Annotated in this window: 19 protein-coding genes; 10 read left to right on the top strand and 9 right to left on the bottom strand. The window is 51.2% G+C overall.

What is annotated here, in order from left to right; all coding sequences use genetic code 11:
* The first annotated feature begins 4 nt into the window (after positions 1–4).
* The gene (locus tag J6J28_RS10815) at positions 5–1111 is read left to right on the top strand and encodes a tRNA nucleotidyltransferase/poly(A) polymerase-related protein (protein WP_301721686.1); all 1107 of its coding nucleotides are present in this window, start codon (positions 5–7) and stop codon (positions 1109–1111) included.
* On the opposite strand, the gene J6J28_RS10810 is transcribed toward J6J28_RS10815, so the two are convergent.
* Genes J6J28_RS10810 through folB form a run of 3 tightly spaced genes read right to left on the bottom strand, consistent with a single transcriptional unit; the run spans position 1100 to position 2796 of the window.
* Entirely contained in the window at positions 1100–1894 is a 795-nt protein-coding gene (locus J6J28_RS10810; RefSeq protein ID WP_301721685.1) for an undecaprenyl-diphosphate phosphatase, read from the bottom strand. The genes J6J28_RS10815 and J6J28_RS10810 overlap by 12 nt on opposite strands.
* Before the next feature lies 1 nt (position 1895).
* Positions 1896–2441, bottom strand: coding sequence for a 2-amino-4-hydroxy-6-hydroxymethyldihydropteridine diphosphokinase (gene folK, locus J6J28_RS10805; RefSeq protein WP_301721684.1), 546 nt, complete (start codon positions 2439–2441; stop codon positions 1896–1898).
* Position 2442: 1 nt separating this feature from the next.
* Positions 2443–2796: a dihydroneopterin aldolase gene (gene folB / locus J6J28_RS10800; RefSeq protein WP_301721683.1), complete on the bottom strand. Its 354-nt coding sequence runs from the start codon at positions 2794–2796 to the stop codon at positions 2443–2445.
* A 98-nt stretch (positions 2797–2894) separates the two neighbouring features.
* Between folB and plsY the strand changes: the two genes are divergently transcribed.
* Positions 2895–3485 carry a glycerol-3-phosphate 1-O-acyltransferase PlsY gene (gene plsY / locus J6J28_RS10795; RefSeq protein WP_301721682.1) on the top strand — a complete coding sequence of 197 codons (591 nt, stop codon included), beginning with the start codon at positions 2895–2897 and terminating at the stop codon, positions 3483–3485.
* On the opposite strand, the gene tsaD is transcribed toward plsY, so the two are convergent.
* From tsaD to J6J28_RS10780, 3 genes are read right to left on the bottom strand one after another with little or no spacing between them, the layout of a single operon-like run.
* Entirely contained in the window at positions 3482–4507 is a 1026-nt protein-coding gene (gene tsaD, locus J6J28_RS10790; protein WP_301721681.1) for a tRNA (adenosine(37)-N6)-threonylcarbamoyltransferase complex transferase subunit TsaD, read from the bottom strand. The two genes, plsY and tsaD, sit on opposite strands and share 4 nt — an antisense overlap.
* A 53-nt stretch (positions 4508–4560) precedes the next feature.
* A complete protein-coding gene (locus J6J28_RS10785; RefSeq protein WP_301721679.1) occupies positions 4561–5673 on the bottom strand; it encodes a PilT/PilU family type 4a pilus ATPase in 1113 nt (370 codons plus the stop codon).
* A 33-nt stretch (positions 5674–5706) separates the two neighbouring features.
* Positions 5707–6744: a type IV pilus twitching motility protein PilT gene (locus J6J28_RS10780; RefSeq protein WP_301721678.1), complete on the bottom strand. Its 1038-nt coding sequence runs from the start codon at positions 6742–6744 to the stop codon at positions 5707–5709.
* A gap of 37 nt (positions 6745–6781) precedes the next feature.
* Here J6J28_RS10780 and J6J28_RS10775 point away from each other — a divergent pair, with 37 nt between their 5' ends.
* The 4 genes from J6J28_RS10775 to J6J28_RS10760 are packed head-to-tail and all read left to right on the top strand — an operon-like array spanning position 6782 to position 9296.
* Positions 6782–7480, top strand: coding sequence for a YggS family pyridoxal phosphate-dependent enzyme (locus J6J28_RS10775; RefSeq protein WP_301721953.1), 699 nt, complete (start codon positions 6782–6784; stop codon positions 7478–7480).
* Between the two features lie 3 nt (positions 7481–7483).
* Positions 7484–8311 (top strand): pyrroline-5-carboxylate reductase, encoded by an 828-nt coding sequence (gene proC / locus J6J28_RS10770; protein WP_301721677.1) that lies wholly within the window; start codon positions 7484–7486, stop codon positions 8309–8311.
* 12 nt (positions 8312–8323) lie between these two features.
* Positions 8324–8848 carry a YggT family protein gene (locus J6J28_RS10765; RefSeq protein ID WP_301721676.1) on the top strand — a complete coding sequence of 175 codons (525 nt, stop codon included), beginning with the start codon at positions 8324–8326 and terminating at the stop codon, positions 8846–8848.
* 4 nt (positions 8849–8852) lie between these two features.
* Positions 8853–9296, top strand: coding sequence for a DUF4426 domain-containing protein (locus J6J28_RS10760; RefSeq protein WP_301721674.1), 444 nt, complete (start codon positions 8853–8855; stop codon positions 9294–9296).
* Here the strand turns inward: J6J28_RS10760 and J6J28_RS10755 are convergent.
* Entirely contained in the window at positions 9293–11041 is a 1749-nt protein-coding gene (locus tag J6J28_RS10755) for a potassium/proton antiporter (protein ID WP_301721673.1), read from the bottom strand. The two genes, J6J28_RS10760 and J6J28_RS10755, sit on opposite strands and share 4 nt — an antisense overlap.
* A 72-nt stretch (positions 11042–11113) precedes the next feature.
* Between J6J28_RS10755 and J6J28_RS10750 the strand changes: the two genes are divergently transcribed.
* Both J6J28_RS10750 and hemW read left to right on the top strand, forming a co-directional pair.
* Complete coding sequence (locus J6J28_RS10750; RefSeq protein ID WP_301721671.1) at positions 11114–11710, top strand: XTP/dITP diphosphatase; 597 nt, start codon at positions 11114–11116, stop codon at positions 11708–11710.
* A complete protein-coding gene (gene hemW, locus J6J28_RS10745; RefSeq protein WP_301721670.1) occupies positions 11707–12843 on the top strand; it encodes a radical SAM family heme chaperone HemW in 1137 nt (378 codons plus the stop codon). The genes J6J28_RS10750 and hemW overlap by 4 nt, the downstream gene beginning before the upstream one ends.
* 4 nt (positions 12844–12847) lie before the next feature.
* On the opposite strand, the gene trmB is transcribed toward hemW, so the two are convergent.
* Positions 12848–13579 carry a tRNA (guanosine(46)-N7)-methyltransferase TrmB gene (gene trmB / locus J6J28_RS10740; protein WP_301721669.1) on the bottom strand — a complete coding sequence of 244 codons (732 nt, stop codon included), beginning with the start codon at positions 13577–13579 and terminating at the stop codon, positions 12848–12850.
* An 84-nt stretch (positions 13580–13663) separates the two neighbouring features.
* Positions 13664–14725 (bottom strand): OmpA family protein, encoded by a 1062-nt coding sequence (locus J6J28_RS10735; protein ID WP_301721668.1) that lies wholly within the window; start codon positions 14723–14725, stop codon positions 13664–13666.
* Positions 14726–14879: 154 nt separating this feature from the next.
* Between J6J28_RS10735 and mutY the strand changes: the two genes are divergently transcribed.
* Positions 14880–15926 carry an A/G-specific adenine glycosylase gene (gene mutY / locus J6J28_RS10730; RefSeq protein WP_301721667.1) on the top strand — a complete coding sequence of 349 codons (1047 nt, stop codon included), beginning with the start codon at positions 14880–14882 and terminating at the stop codon, positions 15924–15926.
* A 40-nt stretch (positions 15927–15966) separates the two neighbouring features.
* Positions 15967–16239 (top strand): oxidative damage protection protein, encoded by a 273-nt coding sequence (locus tag J6J28_RS10725; RefSeq protein WP_301721666.1) that lies wholly within the window; start codon positions 15967–15969, stop codon positions 16237–16239.
* The last annotated feature ends 106 nt before the right edge of the window (positions 16240–16345 follow it).

Genomic DNA, 16345 nt, shown 5'->3' with positions numbered 1-16345 from the left:
CAATGTGAAAGTCTATCTCGTTGGTGGCGCTGTCCGCGATAAGTTACTGGGTAAACCCGTGCATGAACGTGACTATGTCGTCGTCGGTTCGACCCCGGCAGAGATGCTGGCGCAGGGCTTTCGTCAGGTCGGCAAAGACTTTCCGGTATTCCTGCACCCGGCGACCGGAGAGGAGTACGCGCTGGCGCGCACTGAGCGAAAATCGGGGCCAGGTTATACCGGCTTTACTATAGCTGCTGACCCGGAAGTCACCCTGGAACAGGACCTGCAACGCCGTGATTTGACCATCAACGCCATCGCTGAGGACGCTGACGGCAGCTTGATTGACCCTTATGGTGGCGTGCCGGACCTCGAAGCCCGGCGCATCCGCCATGTTTCTCCTGCCTTTGTGGAAGACCCTCTCCGAGTTCTGCGAGCCGCCCGCTTTGCTGCCCGCTTTGCCGATGATGGTTTTACTGTTGCGCCGGACACCTTGCAACTAATGCGTGAAATTAGCGCTGCTGACGAATTGGCGACGCTCGCTAATGAGCGTGTCTGGCACGAAACCATTAAAGCGCTTACCACGCCCCGTCCGGAAGTTTATTTTCAGGTACTTGAGCAGGTAGAAGCCTTACTGCCCTGGTTCCCCGAGCTTGCGCAGCGCGGTAGATTTGCAGATGTAGTTCAACGTTTGGCACAGGTCAACTCCGCCAGCGCAGAGCTGACCTTCGCCCTGTGGATGGGGGAACATCCAGTTAGCGAAGTAGATGCTCTGGCAAGGCGTCTGCGCGTGCCGACCGAATGGCATCAACTGGGTAAACTTGCCAGCCAATGGCATGCCCAGCGATACGATCTAACCAGCGCAGACAATGTTATTGATTGTCTGCAGCAGAGTGACGTCTGGCGCCGTCAGGAACGATTTGAGAAGTTACTTGCTATTTGGAGCAGACAAGGTCTGAGTGCCGACCATCAGACCCTGCTGCAGCATGCGTTTGATAGCGCCCGTAAGCTGTCCGCGGCTGCATTAATACAGCAAGCAGAAGCTCGGGGCGAGACCCTGGCAGGTCCACAGATAGGCAAAGCATTGCAGCAAGCCCGCAATGCTCAGCTGCGCTCGGTGTTAAATAAATAAAACGAGCAGCAGCGCACCCAGAGCCAGGCGATAGATGACGAATGGCAGCATACCGATTCGCTCGATGGCTTTCAAAAACAGCGTGATACAGACATAAGCAGCAACAAAAGCAACGCTCATACCAAGCAGAACTACGGCCCAGGACACCGGTTCAGTTTGTTGTGCCAGTTGCAGACCTTTGTAGCTTCCAGCCAGCAAAATGACCGGAATTGAGAGCAAAAATGAGAAACGGGCGGCATCAGTGCGTGTCAGCCCTAACAGCAGCCCGGCCGTAATCGTGATACCTGAACGCGAGGTCCCCGGGATCAATGCTACAGCCTGCGCCACACCGATCAGCAAAGCTTGTCGCAGAGTAAGCGCTTGTAGCGAAGAACGTTCACTGGCGCGGGCGTCAGCGTACCAAAGCAACAAACCAAAGCCGATAGTGGTGGTAGCAATGACTAACGCGGAGCGGCCATAGTTTTCCAATAAATCGTTGCCTAACAACCCGGCAACTCCAGCAGGAACAGTGGCCCAGATAATAAACCAGGCTAAGCGGCTATGACTTGAGTGGTGTCCCCGCAGGCTTTGGAACCACCCCGTGAGCAACTCAACTACTTCTTTACGATAATAAAATACCACCGCAGCGAGGGTTCCCACGTGCACCGCAACATCGAATGCCAGTCCTTGATCCTGCCAGCCGAGTACCTGTGAGGGTAAAATTAAATGAGCCGAACTTGAGATGGGTAAAAACTCTGTAAGACCTTGAATAAGCGCCAGGATTATGGCTTCAAACGTGCTCAAACTAGCTGTCCTTGTTATCGGTGGGGGTGATGAAGTAAGGTAAATCTTCAAATTTAAAGTCTACCGCGTGCAGACGCTGCTCACTACGATAATTTTGCCAAAGTTGCGCAAAAGATTTCCCTGCTACAGGGTGCTCGAGCTCAGCCGCAAGCTCCGCTAATGGGCGCAGCACAAAAGCATTATGCAATATTTCAGCGCGTGGCAGCTGCACCGGAGTTTCGCAGACTTCCTGGTTGTACAACAGCACATCAATATCCAGCGTTCGCGGGCTATACTTGGCTGCACTTGAGGGATGGCCATGAGCACGTTCGATAGCTTTGCAGGCTTTACTGAGATCACCAATAGAAAGCTCCGTCTGCAGCTGCACGACGGTATTTAAAAAGTCATTACCAGCGAATCCTATTGCCTCACTTTCGTAAACCCGCGCAACCCTTAGCGGCTTTCCTGCACTAGCGAACTCCTGATGTAGAGCGCGCAACCCCGCAGCAATGTGATGATAGCGGCGGCGATTACTGCCAAGCCCTAAAAACACCTGCGCCAACGCCATATCAGTTCTTGCCTCGGGTAATTTCTACACCGACAGTATCGGCGGCAGGCACCGCGTTAGGCTTGCTCACGCAGACCGTGACCCTGGACACCTTAAAGTCTGTCAGGATCAGTTCTGCCACTTCTTCAGCAACGGTTTCGATCAGCTGTCTGGGGCGCGCTTCAACCAGCTTAATCACGGCCTTACTCAAGGCATCATAATCAAGTGCATGCTGCAGATCATCGCTTGCAGCCGCGGCAGTCTGATCCCAGGCCATAGTCAAATCGAAGAGCAAGGGTTGTGGCTGTTCATGCTCCCATTCGTACACGCCAATGTAGGCATCAGTGCGCAGACCTTTAACAAACACTTTATCCATCGAATACTACTCTCATTATCAGCATAGAATTTTTTTCCAGAAGCGCTTATGCTTAAGGCTTCGCATAGTAACGGAAAGCGCGCCGGAAAATAAACCATATGGGTGCAATAATTGTACTGGCCATTATCGTGGCCTACTTATTCGGATCACTTAGCAGTGCAGTCATCATCTGCAAGCTGTTCCGCTTACCTGATCCTCGCTTTAACGGCTCCAACAACCCGGGCGCCACGAATGTTTACCGAATCGGCGGCAAAATCCCAGCATTGCTAACCTTAACCTTTGATGTTCTTAAAGGTATGTTACCTGTGTGGGGGTCATATTTTCTCGGTATTCCGCCACTATTTCTTGGGGTCGTTGCCGTTGCCGCATGCCTGGGCCACATTTTCCCTCTGTACTTCCAGTTTCGCGGTGGCAAGGCGGTAGCAACGGCTTTAGGTACGATGTTTCCGGTCGCCTGGGAAATGGCGCTACTATTGATTGCCACCTGGCTGCTGGTGTTCCGGGTCAGCAAGGTTTCTTCCATAGCCGCACTGATTACGGTAACCCTGGCCCCTTTCTACGCCTATTGGATCAAGCCCCAGTACACGGTGCCGACCATCATGATCTCAATTCTGATCATCTGGCGCCATCAAGCCAACATCTCACGGCTTCGCCACGGTAACGAAGAGCGCACCCGAAGACGCTCTTAAGCTTTTACCATGGGTGCGTCGAGCTGCTCCAGCGGCCAGCGCGGGAAAGTTTTTACGACATTATCCACTGACTCACCTGCGGCCAGACGTTGCGCCCCAGCGTAAGCGATCATGGCTCCGTTATCAGTACAGAACTGCGGCCCGGGAAAGAACACCTCACCGCCAATTTTTTCTGCAAATTCGTGTAGTTGGCGTCGCAACTCTTTGTTCGCACTGACCCCTCCGGCCACGACCAGACGTTTCAGCCCTGTTGCCTTTAAAGCACGACGACATTTGATGACCAGAGTGTCGACCACAGCCTCTTGAAAAGCGCGGGCAATGTTTGCCCGGGTTTGCTGATCATCGGCAGCTGCGGCGATGGTGTTCGCAGCAAAGGTTTTCAAACCGCTAAAACTGAAATCAAGCCCAGGGCGATCCGTCATCGGCCGCGGGAACTGATAGTGCCCCGTCTCACCTTGCTCTGCCAAAGCCGCCAAGCGCGGCCCGCCAGGATAGTCCAGGCCCATGAGTTTAGCCGTTTTGTCGAAGGCTTCTCCAGCGGCGTCGTCAACGGATTCGCCAAGTAGCTGATAGCGACCAATACCATCAACGCGGACGAGCTGAGTGTGTCCACCGGAGACCAGTAAGGCGATAAAAGGAAATTCCGGCGACACATCTTCCAGCATCGGCGCCAGCAGATGGCCTTCCATGTGGTGCACTGCTATTGCGGGGACCTGCCAGCCTAGGGCTAAACTGCGGCCGATACAGGCACCGACCAATAATGCACCGACCAGGCCAGGACCAGCCGTATAGGCGACGCCATCGATATCAGCGGAGTTTAACTTTGCTTCTTTAAGCGCAGCTTGAATTAACGGCAGGGTTTTACGGACATGATCACGCGAGGCAAGTTCCGGCACCACACCGCCATAGTCCGCATGAAGTTTCACCTGCGAATAGAGCTGATGTGCTAACAGACCTTTCTCTGTATCGTAAATCGCTATTCCTGTCTCATCACAGGATGTCTCGATACCTAAAACGCGCATGCTTAACCTCGTTTACTACCGCTAACAACTTGAGAGCGGTAGTTTACTCGAAGTTACTCAAGATCGACAGTCACACCTTTCATTGCGCCCTCGTCGCCAGCACCAGACTCACCACTTAGTTTAATGCGTAAGCGCAAATCGTTTGGCGCATCAGCATGGCGCAGTGCTTCCTCGAAAGATATTTTCCGTGCTTTATACAAATCAAACAGCGCCTGATCGAAGGTTTGCATGCCCAGCTCGCGTGACTTGCCCATGATTTCTTTGACTTCGCCCATGTCATTTTTGGCAATTTTTTCTGCCACGATAGGACTGTTCAAGAGCACTTCGAACGCCGCCACACGGCCACCATCACTGGTGGGCACAAGTTGCTGAGCGACAATGCCGCGCAGGTTGAGCGACAAATCAAACATAAGTTTACCAATCTTTTCCTTTGGCACCATATGCATAATACGTTCAATCGCCTGGTTGGCGTTGTTGGCGTGTAGGGTGGCGACGCAAAGGTGACCCGTTTCAGCAAAGGTCAATGCGTACTCCATGACTTCCTGGGAGCGGATTTCACCGACCAGAATGACATCAGGAGCCTGTCGCAGCGAGCTTTTCAGCGCTGACTCGAAGCTCTCTGTATCGGTGCCTACTTCGCGCTGGGTAACCATTGACTTACCGTGTTCATGCACGAATTCCACCGGGTCTTCAATAGTAAGGATATGACCACGCGAGTGTTGATTCCGATAGCCAATTAAGGCCGCCAGGCTGGTGGACTTACCCGTACCTGTTCCACCGACTACCAGCATCAGGCCACGCTTCGCCATAATCAATTTAGTTAGCGTTTCAGGTAGCTTCAGCTCATCAACCGTTGGGATCTCGGTAACAATGCGGCGAATAACCATGCCTGCGCGCTGCCGTTGCCAGAATGCACTGACCCGAAAACGCCCAATGCCTTCGCGGAAAATAGCAAAGTTAGCTTCGAACTCTTTAAAAAATTCGTCCTGATGCTTTTCACCAAGAGCCTCTTTAACCAAATCCAGCGCACCTTCATTGGAAAGCTTTTGCTCACTTAAATGGCGCAACTCGCCATTTATCTTCGCACTCGGCGGCAAGTTTGCGGAAATAAAAAGGTCCGAAGCCTCTTTTTCGATCATGACTTTGAGTAATTTATCTAGCAACATAGTGCTTCCTCGCTTCTGCTCACTCGCCATGGCTTATTTAAACGCCTCTTTATTAGCGGCCTTGGCTCTTGCCTCGACACGGGCAACCAAACCTTGATTCAGCAGGTTAAGCAGGCCTTGGTCCAGTGTCTGCATACCATGGGATGCTCCCGTCTGGATTGACGAGTACATCTGGGCAACTTTGTCTTCACGAATCAGGTTCTTAATTGCCGATGTGGCGATCATAATTTCATGGGCTGCAATACGGCCACCGCCCACCCGCTTCAACAATGTCTGGGAGATAACCGCACGCAGTGACTCGGATAGCATCGAGCGCACCATAGGTTTTTCATCCCCAGGGAACACATCAATGATCCGGTCAATGGTCTTCGGAGCTGATGTGGTATGCAAGGTGCCAAACACCAGGTGACCGGTTTCAGCCGCAGTCATCGCCAGCCGAATAGTTTCCAGATCGCGCATCTCACCGACCAGAATAACGTCGGGATCTTCGCGCAACGCTGAGCGCAATGCGGCACTAAAGTTATGAGTGTCACGATGCACTTCACGCTGGTTGACCAGGCTTAGCTTGTTTTTGTGCACAAACTCAATTGGATCTTCGATGGTCAGAATATGGTGGTGTTTACTTTCGTTGATGAAATCCACCATCGCCGCCAGGGTGGTGGATTTACCCGAACCGGTCGGGCCGGTGACTAACACCAGTCCTCTGGGTTGATCAGCGATGGTTTTAAAAATGTCTGGGCAGCCCAATTGTTCAAGCGTCAGGACTTCGCTGGGGATGGTCCGCAGAACAGCACCGCAGCCACGGTTTTGCATAAATACGTTGACACGAAAGCGCGCCAGATCAGGAACTTCGAAAGAGAAGTCGCATTCCAGGTTTTGCTCGTACTCTTTACGTTGGCGGTCATTCATGATGTCGTAAACCAATTCCTGCACTTGCTTGTGCGTCAGCGCAGGTATATTAATTTTACGAATATCACCATCAACCCGTATCATAGGGGGCGAATCTGCCGAAAGATGCAAATCTGAAGAGTTATGTTTGACGGCGAAGCCTAGTAACTCTGTTATGTCCATACCAGTTCTCTTATTGTTATCGGTGAGCCGTTACATGATGAATAGCATAATTGACCGCTTAAAAGAAGTCCGCAGCAGCATTGAATCCGCATGTCTACAGAGCAATCGTAGTCCAGAATCGGTGCAATTGTTAGCAGTAAGCAAAACCAAGCCAGCCGATAAGATACGCCAACTGTACCAAGCCGGGCAACGTCACTTTGGAGAAAATTACCTGCAGGAGGCACTGCAAAAACAGTTGCAGCTTACCGACCTGAGCGACATTGTCTGGCATTTTATAGGTCCGATTCAATCCAATAAGACGCGTGACATTGCAACTCATTTTACCTGGGTGCAAAGTATCGATCGGTTGAAAATCGCACGCCGCCTCAACGAGCAACGGGAACAACACATGCCGCCTCTCAATATTCTGATTCAGGTCAATATCGACGACGAACAGAGTAAAGCTGGCATTGCCCCTGACCAATTGGCGGAGTTTGCCGCTGAACTGCAACAGTTCCCGCAGCTGAAGTTGCGTGGCTTAATGACTTTGCCAGCGGCAAACCCAACTGCTGAGCAGCAACGACAGAGTCTGACGGCCATGCAGCGGTTGTTTTCTGAGTTAAAGTCCCAATATCCAACTGTGGATACACTTTCTATGGGTATGAGTAATGACCTTGAGACCGCTATTGCAGCAGGCTCAACTATGGTCCGCATTGGCACCGCATTATTCGGCGCCCGCGACACAAACAAGGAGTAAAGAATGACAACGCAAGTGCGCAAAATTGCCTTTATCGGCGCTGGAAATATGACCCAAAGTATCGTCGGCGGTATGGTTTCAAGTGGCTACCCCAACGATAAAATTTACGTCAGTAATCCAAGCGTCGGCAAACTTGAAAAAATGGCCAACTCGTTGCATGTCCACACCAGTCAGGATAATGCAGAAGTCGCCAACGCTGCCGATGTCATCGTTCTTGCGGTTAAACCTCAACTTATGGCCGATGTCTGCGCCGCCCTGACCAAGCAGGTCAGTAATTTAAGTGATAAACTTATTGTCACCATCGCTGCTGGCATTCGGATTGAAAAGTATCGTCAATACCTGGGAGAGAGTATTCGCATGATTCGCGTCATGCCCAATACGCCGTCCCTTGTCGGTAAGGGCATGTCCGGGCTGGTTGCTGATGATCGTGTCAGTGACGATGATAAAAACTACATTACCGAAGCTTTCGATGGCGTAGGTGCAACGCTATGGGTGGCAAACGAAGATGAGCTCGATATTTTGGGCGCAGTCGCAGGCAGTGGTCCTGCATACTTTTTCGAGTTTATGGCAAGTTTACAAAAAGCTGCAGTAGAACTTGGTTTTGACCGGGATAAAGCCCGTAAAATGGTTCAGCAAACCGCGCTGGGCGCAGCTGAAATGGCGATTGCCAGCGAGCTTGAGCTGGAAGAGTTACGCAAGCAAGTCACCAGTAAAGGTGGCTCTACAGCGAAGGGAATTGAACAGTATCAAGCGCACGATATTGATAAAATCTCTGATGCTGCGGTCAAAGCTGCGGTCAAGCGCAACCAGGAAATGGCTAAACTTTTTTAAAGGCGACCAATTATGGAACTTATGCAATTTCTCATCACCATCCTGTTCGAGCTGTTTTTGATGGTGGTCATTTTGCGGGTTTGGTTACAAGCCGCCCGTGCTGACTTTTATAACCCGGTCAGCCAGTTTGTGGTAAAAGCGACCAACCCTTTGGTGTTACCACTACGTAAAGTCATCCCCATGGTGGGTGTTTGGGATCTAGCCACTATAGTTCTCGCCTTGCTGGTCAGTATCGGTAAGTTTATTGCTCTTTACGCAGTGCTTGGCTATCCGATGATCTGGGCCGACATTCTGCTGGTGGGTGTGCTTAGCGCGATCAGTCAATTCCTGCAGTTATTGTTTTGGATTGTGATCATCCGCGCTCTATTGAGCTGGTTTGCCCAAGGTTACAACCCTATGCAAGCCATACTGGTGCAACTGACTGAACCTTTCCTGGCACCTATTCGACGCATTATCCCCCCTATCGGTGGGTTAGATTTGTCCGTCCTGGTGTTAGTGATTGGTATTCAGGCACTACGCATACTGATTGGAGTTTAACCTCATGCACAAGTTTAGCTACTGGTGGTTCGGGCTCGCTTTGCTTGCAGGTGCTGTATTTACAGCGCCTGCGGCAGCTGAACAAAGTAAACGACTAGGCCCCTGGGAGGTCCACTACAACGCTTTCAATTCGACCTTGCTCCGACCGGAGATGGCGCGCCAGTATCAGCTGGAACGCTCCAGTACTCTGGCCACCTTAAACATCGCGGTACTGGCCGCTGAAAAGCCTGGTAAACCAGCACAACAAGTGACGGTCGAAGGCTATGCGATGAATGCACTCAGCATGCAACAACCGCTGGACTTTCGCGAAGTAGTAGAAGGCGATGCAGTTTACTATCTGGCACAGACCTCATTTACGAACCTGGAAAGACTACGCTTTTTTATCACTATTCAAAAGGGCGACGAAGTTCAGGAGTTACGATTCTCTGAAGAGTTCTGGCGCAATTAACCCGACTTCGAATCGCTGCCGTCCAGCAGCTTCACCCCGACTTTGGTAATACGATTTTCTTCGTTCAGCTCACGAATAGTGAGCTGAACATTACCCAACGTCAGTTGATCCCCCACCACCATGCGACGATGGAACTTCTGCGAGAAAAAGGCATGTAGGCTCATTGTCAGCTCTTGCGGATTGAGATGACCGAGGGGGTAAAAGCTGGCGACATCAGCAAGCGATAACTCGCCGTTCAAGGTGAAGTCGCCGAAGAAGTCGCTGCTGTTCAGAGAGCGGGCTTTGCCACCGGCTGCTAAGACACGGCTGATTTCATCAATATGCTGAACTTTTGCCACCACCAGCACATGATCATCTTCAAGTAATTTAGGTCGCTCTGAAGGTTGTAACCACTCACCATCCCGAATCAGGCCGACAAACTCTAAGGGTACGGACCAACGCAGCTCATACCAATAATGGTCGCAGGCTGGTGAGCGTTCACTAATCTCGTAAGACCATAATTCTAACGGATCATTACTACCCACTTGATCCAGCGCCATGCGCCGATCCGGCTCAGCCTCAAGCGGAACTTCTAACTTCAGCCAGCGTGCCAGCGGTGCAAGAGTCCAGCCTTGTAAAATCAGCGAAACCAGGACCACGACAAAGGCGACATCAAAAAACAGTTCTTGCCCCGGCAAGCCGCTTAGCCAGGGGTACAGAGCAAGAATAATAGGTACCGCGCCTCTTAATCCGACCCAGCTTATGAAAAACTGCTCGCGTATGGGAAACGAGAAAGGCGCCAGACTCACTACGACAGCCAAAGGCCGCACGATAAAAATCATCAATCCTGCAATACTAAGAGACAGTCCCAGGTTCTCAATCAAGTGCGAAGGAGTGACCAACAAGCCCAAAATCAAAAACATCATGATTTGGCTTAGCCAGGCCAGCCCATCCTGAACCTGTAAGATATGCATCAGCTGCGGTAATCTGGCATTGCCAATCTTGTAGCCCATCAGGTAAACCGCGAGGAAGCCACTACCGCCAATACTTGAGGTCAAGGCAAACACCACGACAGCACTGGCTGCTGCTAATAGTGGGAAAAATGCGAACTGTGCAGTAATTTTTTCCGCCATCAGGACAAACAGCCGGCCGCCGAACCAGCCAGCAATAAAGCCAATAGTCAGCTGCTGTGCAACCTCCAGCCCGACCACCGTAAACGAGAAGGCTTCTCCTGAAGCTATTAACGTGGTCATGGTCATGGTGAGAATGACCGCCATAGGGTCGTTGGTTCCCGACTCAATTTCCAACGTTGAGGCGACGCGTTGCTTAATCTTTAGGTTCTGCGACTGAAAAATGCCAAACACCGCAGCGGCATCCGTTGAGCTGAGAATGGCGCCAATCAGTAAAGCTATCGGCCAGGACAAATCAAACAGCCAAACGATGCCCAGGGCGGTTAATGTTGAAGTTAAGGCAACCCCAAGGGTGGCCAGGCTTATTGCCGGCCACAGCGCTACACGGAAGCGCTCACGCTTGGTGCGCATGCCGCCGTCGAAGATGATGATGACTAACGCCAGTGAGCCTATGAGGAACGCAATTTCAGGCTGATCGAAGCCAATGCCCAGCAAGCCTTCTTCGCCTGCCAGCATGCCCACAACCAGAAACACCAGTAGCAATGGCGCTCCCAGCCGGGAGGATACGACCGCTGCCAGAATGCTCACTAATAGCAGCGAGCCCATAAGCAGCATAATACCGTTTAGATCTGCCAATGATTTCCCCTTTGGTCAGTACACCCTATGCTTTATACTACTCCTATTGTGCCCAAACCAAAATCATCTGTCATGCAACAACTCGTATTAGCTACTGGTAACCAAGGAAAAATTCGCGAACTGCAGGCGCTCCTGCAAGCGCTGGACTGGCAGGTGCGCGCACAGGGAGAATGGCAGTTTGAAGAAGTAGAAGAAACTGGCCTCAGCTTTATTGAAAACGCGCTTTTAAAAGCCCGCCATGCTGCGGCGCAGACCGGACTGCCGGCGCTGGCCGATGACTCTGGTCTGGCCGTCGACGCGCTGGCCGGAGCACCGGGCATTTACTCTGCCCGCTATGCCGGCGCTCAGGCTTCGGATCAGGCAAACGTTGATAAGCTATTATCGGACTTGGCCAATGTACCGGCCGGGCAACGTCAGGCAAGCTTTCACTGTGTGCTTGCCTTCATGCGCCATGCCACTGACCCAACTCCAATAGTTTGTCACGGCGTCTGGCACGGCGAGATCGCTCTGCAACCAAGCGGTGCAGGAGGTTTTGGTTATGACCCGGTATTTTATGTCGCCAACGAAGGCTGTACTGCCGCAGAGCTCGAAAAGAGTCAAAAACAACAACTAAGCCACAGAGGTCAGGCGTTGCAACAGCTACTTAAACAGTTGCAGACACCCTCATGAGGCTACCTCCACTTTCGTTATATGTGCACATCCCCTGGTGTGTACAAAAGTGCCCCTATTGCGACTTTAACTCCCACGCACTAAAAGGCGGCGTCCCTGAAGATGCTTATGTGAATCGTTTACTCGATGATTTGCGCGCCGATCTGGCATGGGTTCAGGGACGTCAATTGAGCAGCATTTTCATTGGTGGCGGCACACCAAGCTTGTTGACCGCGGCAGCAGTAAAGCGCTTGCTCGCCGGCATTGCAAGCCTGGTAGAATTGACGGAAGACTGCGAGGTCACCCTGGAAGCTAATCCGGGAACCTTTGAAAAAGAACGTTTTCAGGGGTTTGTAGAAGCCGGTGTGAATCGCTTGTCAATTGGCGTGCAAAGCCTCGATGCCGAGCAGCTCAAAGGCCTTGGCCGGATCCATGACCCACAGCAGGCATGTGCGGCCGCTGAGCATGCCAGCCAGCTCCAGTTAAACAGCTACAATCTCGATCTGATGCATGGTTTACCGGAGCAAAGCCTGGCACAGGCGATGGCGGACCTTGACGGAATTATTGCCCTTAATCCACCCCATATTTCCTGGTATCAGCTCACCATCGAACCTAATACATCCTTCGCCAGCCGACCACCCAAGTTGCCGGATGATGAGGTTCTATGGGAGATCTATCAACGTGGGCATGAAAAACTGGCCGCTGCGGGGTATCAGCATTATGAGGTCAGTGCATATGCCAAGCCTGGGCATCAGAGCCAGCACAATCGCAATTACTGGCAATTTGGTGATTACCTGGGGATTGGCTGCGGAGCGCACAGCAAAATCACGTTACCTGCAGAGGGTAAGATTTTACGCTGCGAGAAAATAAAACATCCACAGGGCTATTTAGATCTTACTCGTCCACTTCGGTACAAGTTATGGCAGGTGAGCGAGGAAGAATTACCTTTTGAGTTCTTTATGAACCTATTGCGACTCAATGAACCTATGCCAAAATCGTTGTTCAGCGCGCGCACGGGGTTATCTGTGGCTATTGCCGAACAGGCGCTTGCCCCAGCCATAGCGCAAGGACTGCTAACTGGCAGTGACGAACAATGGGAAACGACGTCACTGGGACGCCGTTTTCTTAATTCAATCCTCGACGAAATGGTCTAGAGAATTATTCCACACGGCTAAATTTCAAATCCCACACCCCGTGACCAAGTCGTGCACCGCGCTTTTCAAATTTCGTCAGCGGGCGCTCCTCCGGGCGTGGGATATAATCATTGGTAGCGGACAGATTTTGCCACTTGGACGCATTCTGCATCACTTCAAGCATGTGTTCTGCATAGTTTTCCCAGTCCGTAGCCAGGTGTAAAACACCACCTATACGTAATTTGCGCCGCAGTTGTTCGACAAACTCAGGCTGGATCAAACGGCGCTTATGGTGGCGCTTTTTATGCCATGGGTCAGGGAAAAAGACTTGCACCCCGGCCAAAGCTTCATCGGCGATACAATCCTGCAATACTTCTACTGCATCGTGCTCAAAAACGCGTAAATTGGTCACGCCCTGTTCTTCAGCTTCCATAAGACAGGCGCCGACACCCGGCCGATGTACTTCAATACCAATGAAATTCTTTTCCGGAGCAGCGGCAGCCATCTCGACTAACGAATGGCCCATACCAAATCCGATTTCAACTATGGTGTCTGCTTCACGGCCAAATACTTTTCCTAAATCAAGCAGGCCATCTTCATGTTTCAGCCCCATCGTCGGCCAGCTGCGCTCTAAAGCTGATGCCTGGCCTTTGGTCAGACGACCTTCACGCTTTACAAAACTGCGGATCCGGCGAATATAACGCCCTTGTTCCTGCGCTTCACTGAGATTCTTTTGAGTGGATTCTTTATCGTTCATAGTAGTGTTAACTATCTCAATTTAAGACAAAAAAGGCGCAACCAAGCTGGGCTCGGTGCGCCTCTTTTAAAGAGCAACTAAAACTTAGTTGTCTTCTTTTACCGGCACTTCTTTAGTGATCGACATTTTCGCTTCGATCCGGCGGTTCTTCGCACGGTTCTCAGGCGAAGTGTTCGGCACTAACGGGCGGTTCTCACTGAAACCTACAGTGCTAACGCGCTCCTGCTCGATACCAAAGTCAGAAATTAAGCTTTGACCTACTGACTTCGCACGGCGCTCTGATAAGCCTTGGTTGTATTCAACGGTACCAATGCTATCAGTATGACCTTCAATGCGGATATCAAGCTGCGGGAACTCTTTCAGGAAGTCTGCAGTTTCCTTGATTTCAACTTTTTCACCTGCAGGAATGACTGCAGAATCAAAGGCAAAGTTGATCATTAACTCATGCGTGATTGTTTCGTTGCTATACATCACACAACCATACTGATCCACTTTGTAAGTTGGCTGAGTGTTCGGGCAACGATCGTTGGCGTCCATCACACCATCACCATCTGAATCAACTGGTGCGGCTTGCTGTGGCGCTGGAGCCGGTGCAGGTGCAGGGCTTGCCGACTCACCGAAGTAGTAACGCAGACCCGTCATTAACAGGAACTCTGTTAAGTCGCCGTCGCTCTGCTGTACGCCACCTTCAACGAAAAGCTGCCAGTTATTGTTAAGCTGCTCGCGGTAACCGGCACCAACACGCAGGAAACGATTGGATACGTCACCCAGGTCTGTATTGTTAATACCGATGCTACCGTAGACGCTGTCGGTGAAGTTATACATCAGGTCAACACCATAAATAGAACCATCTGCAGAGTCTGCATTATGCAGATCGCCACGCAGATAGTCATAATACACCCGATAACCCCACTCTGGAGTAAATTGGAAACCGGCCTCCAGGCCGTAGAATGCACTGTCGAATCCGCCCTTGAAAGTACGTAACTGATTGTTGTCAATTGCGACACGATCAGAGTCAGTACCTAGTGGTCCAAGACGCGGACCGATATACCATTGGCCTTCTTCAGAACTGGTTTGCGCGAACGCTGTACCCGTCACTGATAAGCCTGCTATTACAGCAAATGAAACTGCGGCGATACGATTCACGAGATGCTCCTTTAAATTTCTCAATGAATGGATTTTAATTTCCCTTTACTATATACGAAATAAGCAAATTTTGCTCACTTTTCAGCAAATTCTTTGGGCTTTACAAAACCTTTACTAAGTGTTGATTTGTCGTCAAACAAATCGTTGAGGATTCATGCAATCTATTGATTATTATGTACGTACAGCGAAGCAGACGATTGCGCCGGCTAACTTTTCCCGGACGGTTATCGACTGGCAACAAACACATGGCCGCAATGATTTGCCCTGGCAGCGTGAAGCCAACCCCTACCATGTGCTGGTCAGTGAGCTGATGTTACAGCAGACTCAGGTCAAGACGGTCATTCCCTACTTTTCCAGGTGGCTGGCTCGCTTCCCGGATGTTGAAACCCTTGCTGCAGCATCTGAGGACGACGTTATGCAACTGTGGCAGGGACTTGGTTATTACCGGCGCGCGCGAAACCTGCAGGCTGCAGCCCGGACCGTCGTCAACAATCACAACGGTGAGATCCCGACAACGGCAACAGAGCTGCGTGAGATCCCGGGCATTGGGCCCTACACGGTTGGCGCGATTCGTGCTTTCGCTTACGATGCCCCTGCAGCAATTGTCGATGGCAACGTGAAACGTCTGTTCGCCAGACTGTTTGCCCTGCCGTTTCTGGTGAACAAGAGCAGCCACGACCGTTACTTCTGGGCGCTCGCTGAAGAGTATACGCCAACGCAGGAGAACCGGCGCTTCGCGCAGGGGCTGCTCGACCTCGGAGCCACCATCTGTAAGCCGAAACAGCCGCTCTGTGCCGCCTGTCCGCTGCAATCCGTCTGTCATAGTCTGGCCCTAGACCTGGTCGATGATTACCCTAAGCGCGAAACAAAGAAAGCCACCCCGACACGCGCCGGACATTTTGTACTGGATGTAACAGAAGCCGGCGTGCTGCTGCAGAAACGTGACGACAGCAGTGTCTGGCCTAATCTCTGGTGTCTCCCGGAACTGGCCGCAATGCCAAGCGGCGACGCCTTTGGGCACTTTAAACATACGTTTAGCCATTACAAGCTTGAGGCCTCCATCTGGTGGCAGCCTGCCCCTGACCAATTGCGCCAACAAAGAGTTGCTCTTGACGCGATCGACCAACTCGGATTACCCGCCCCCATCCGCAACTATTTGCAGAAACTGGATCGCAGAGAAGTTTGTCAGAAATTAGAATAGTGCGTACTATTAGTACTATCTGAAATCGAGCGAGGTAATCATGAGTCGTACTGTATATTGCCAATATTTGAAAAAAGAAGCGGAAGGCTTGGATTTTCAAATGTACCCCGGTGAATTGGGGCAGAAAATTTTCGAAAACATCTCCAAAGAAGCTTGGGCTGAGTGGCAGAAAAAGCAAACTATGCTGATTAATGAGAAACGCCTGAATCTGATGGATCCGGACTCACGTAACTTTCTTGAGGAACAGATGAAAGCCTTTCTTTTTGAGGGGCAAGACATCGAAATTGAAGGTTATACCCCGCCCGGCCAATAAATTCCTTGCTAGCCCCATACTTTTGGGGCTTTTTTTTACCCGCCCTCCACCTTTCTGAGCGTTTTTTGAGCGCTATTTCTCAAATTTTACTAAACTATGATCAACA

The sequence above is a fragment of the Pseudidiomarina terrestris genome (assembly GCF_030466375.1).
Taxonomy (GTDB): Bacteria; Pseudomonadota; Gammaproteobacteria; order Enterobacterales; family Alteromonadaceae; genus Pseudidiomarina; species Pseudidiomarina terrestris.
The sequence above is the reverse complement of the archived record's forward strand: the minus strand, read 5'-3'. Positions and strand labels throughout refer to the sequence as shown.

Coding starts and splice junctions, on each gene's coding strand:
- folK (WP_301721684.1), bottom strand. CDS start 2,441: ATGGCGTTGGCGCAGGTGTTTTTAGGGCTTGGCAGTAATCGCCGCCGC.
- folB (WP_301721683.1), bottom strand. CDS start 2,796: ATGGATAAAGTGTTTGTTAAAGGTCTGCGCACTGATGCCTACATTGGC.
- plsY (WP_301721682.1), top strand. CDS start 2,895: ATGGGTGCAATAATTGTACTGGCCATTATCGTGGCCTACTTATTCGGA.
- tsaD (WP_301721681.1), bottom strand. CDS start 4,507: ATGCGCGTTTTAGGTATCGAGACATCCTGTGATGAGACAGGAATAGCG.
- J6J28_RS10785 (WP_301721679.1), bottom strand. CDS start 5,673: ATGTTGCTAGATAAATTACTCAAAGTCATGATCGAAAAAGAGGCTTCG.
- J6J28_RS10780 (WP_301721678.1), bottom strand. CDS start 6,744: ATGGACATAACAGAGTTACTAGGCTTCGCCGTCAAACATAACTCTTCA.
- J6J28_RS10775 (WP_301721953.1), top strand. CDS start 6,782: ATGAATAGCATAATTGACCGCTTAAAAGAAGTCCGCAGCAGCATTGAA.
- proC (WP_301721677.1), top strand. CDS start 7,484: ATGACAACGCAAGTGCGCAAAATTGCCTTTATCGGCGCTGGAAATATG.
- J6J28_RS10765 (WP_301721676.1), top strand. CDS start 8,324: ATGGAACTTATGCAATTTCTCATCACCATCCTGTTCGAGCTGTTTTTG.
- J6J28_RS10760 (WP_301721674.1), top strand. CDS start 8,853: ATGCACAAGTTTAGCTACTGGTGGTTCGGGCTCGCTTTGCTTGCAGGT.
- J6J28_RS10750 (WP_301721671.1), top strand. CDS start 11,114: ATGCAACAACTCGTATTAGCTACTGGTAACCAAGGAAAAATTCGCGAA.
- hemW (WP_301721670.1), top strand. CDS start 11,707: ATGAGGCTACCTCCACTTTCGTTATATGTGCACATCCCCTGGTGTGTA.
- trmB (WP_301721669.1), bottom strand. CDS start 13,579: ATGAACGATAAAGAATCCACTCAAAAGAATCTCAGTGAAGCGCAGGAA.
- mutY (WP_301721667.1), top strand. CDS start 14,880: ATGCAATCTATTGATTATTATGTACGTACAGCGAAGCAGACGATTGCG.
- J6J28_RS10725 (WP_301721666.1), top strand. CDS start 15,967: ATGAGTCGTACTGTATATTGCCAATATTTGAAAAAAGAAGCGGAAGGC.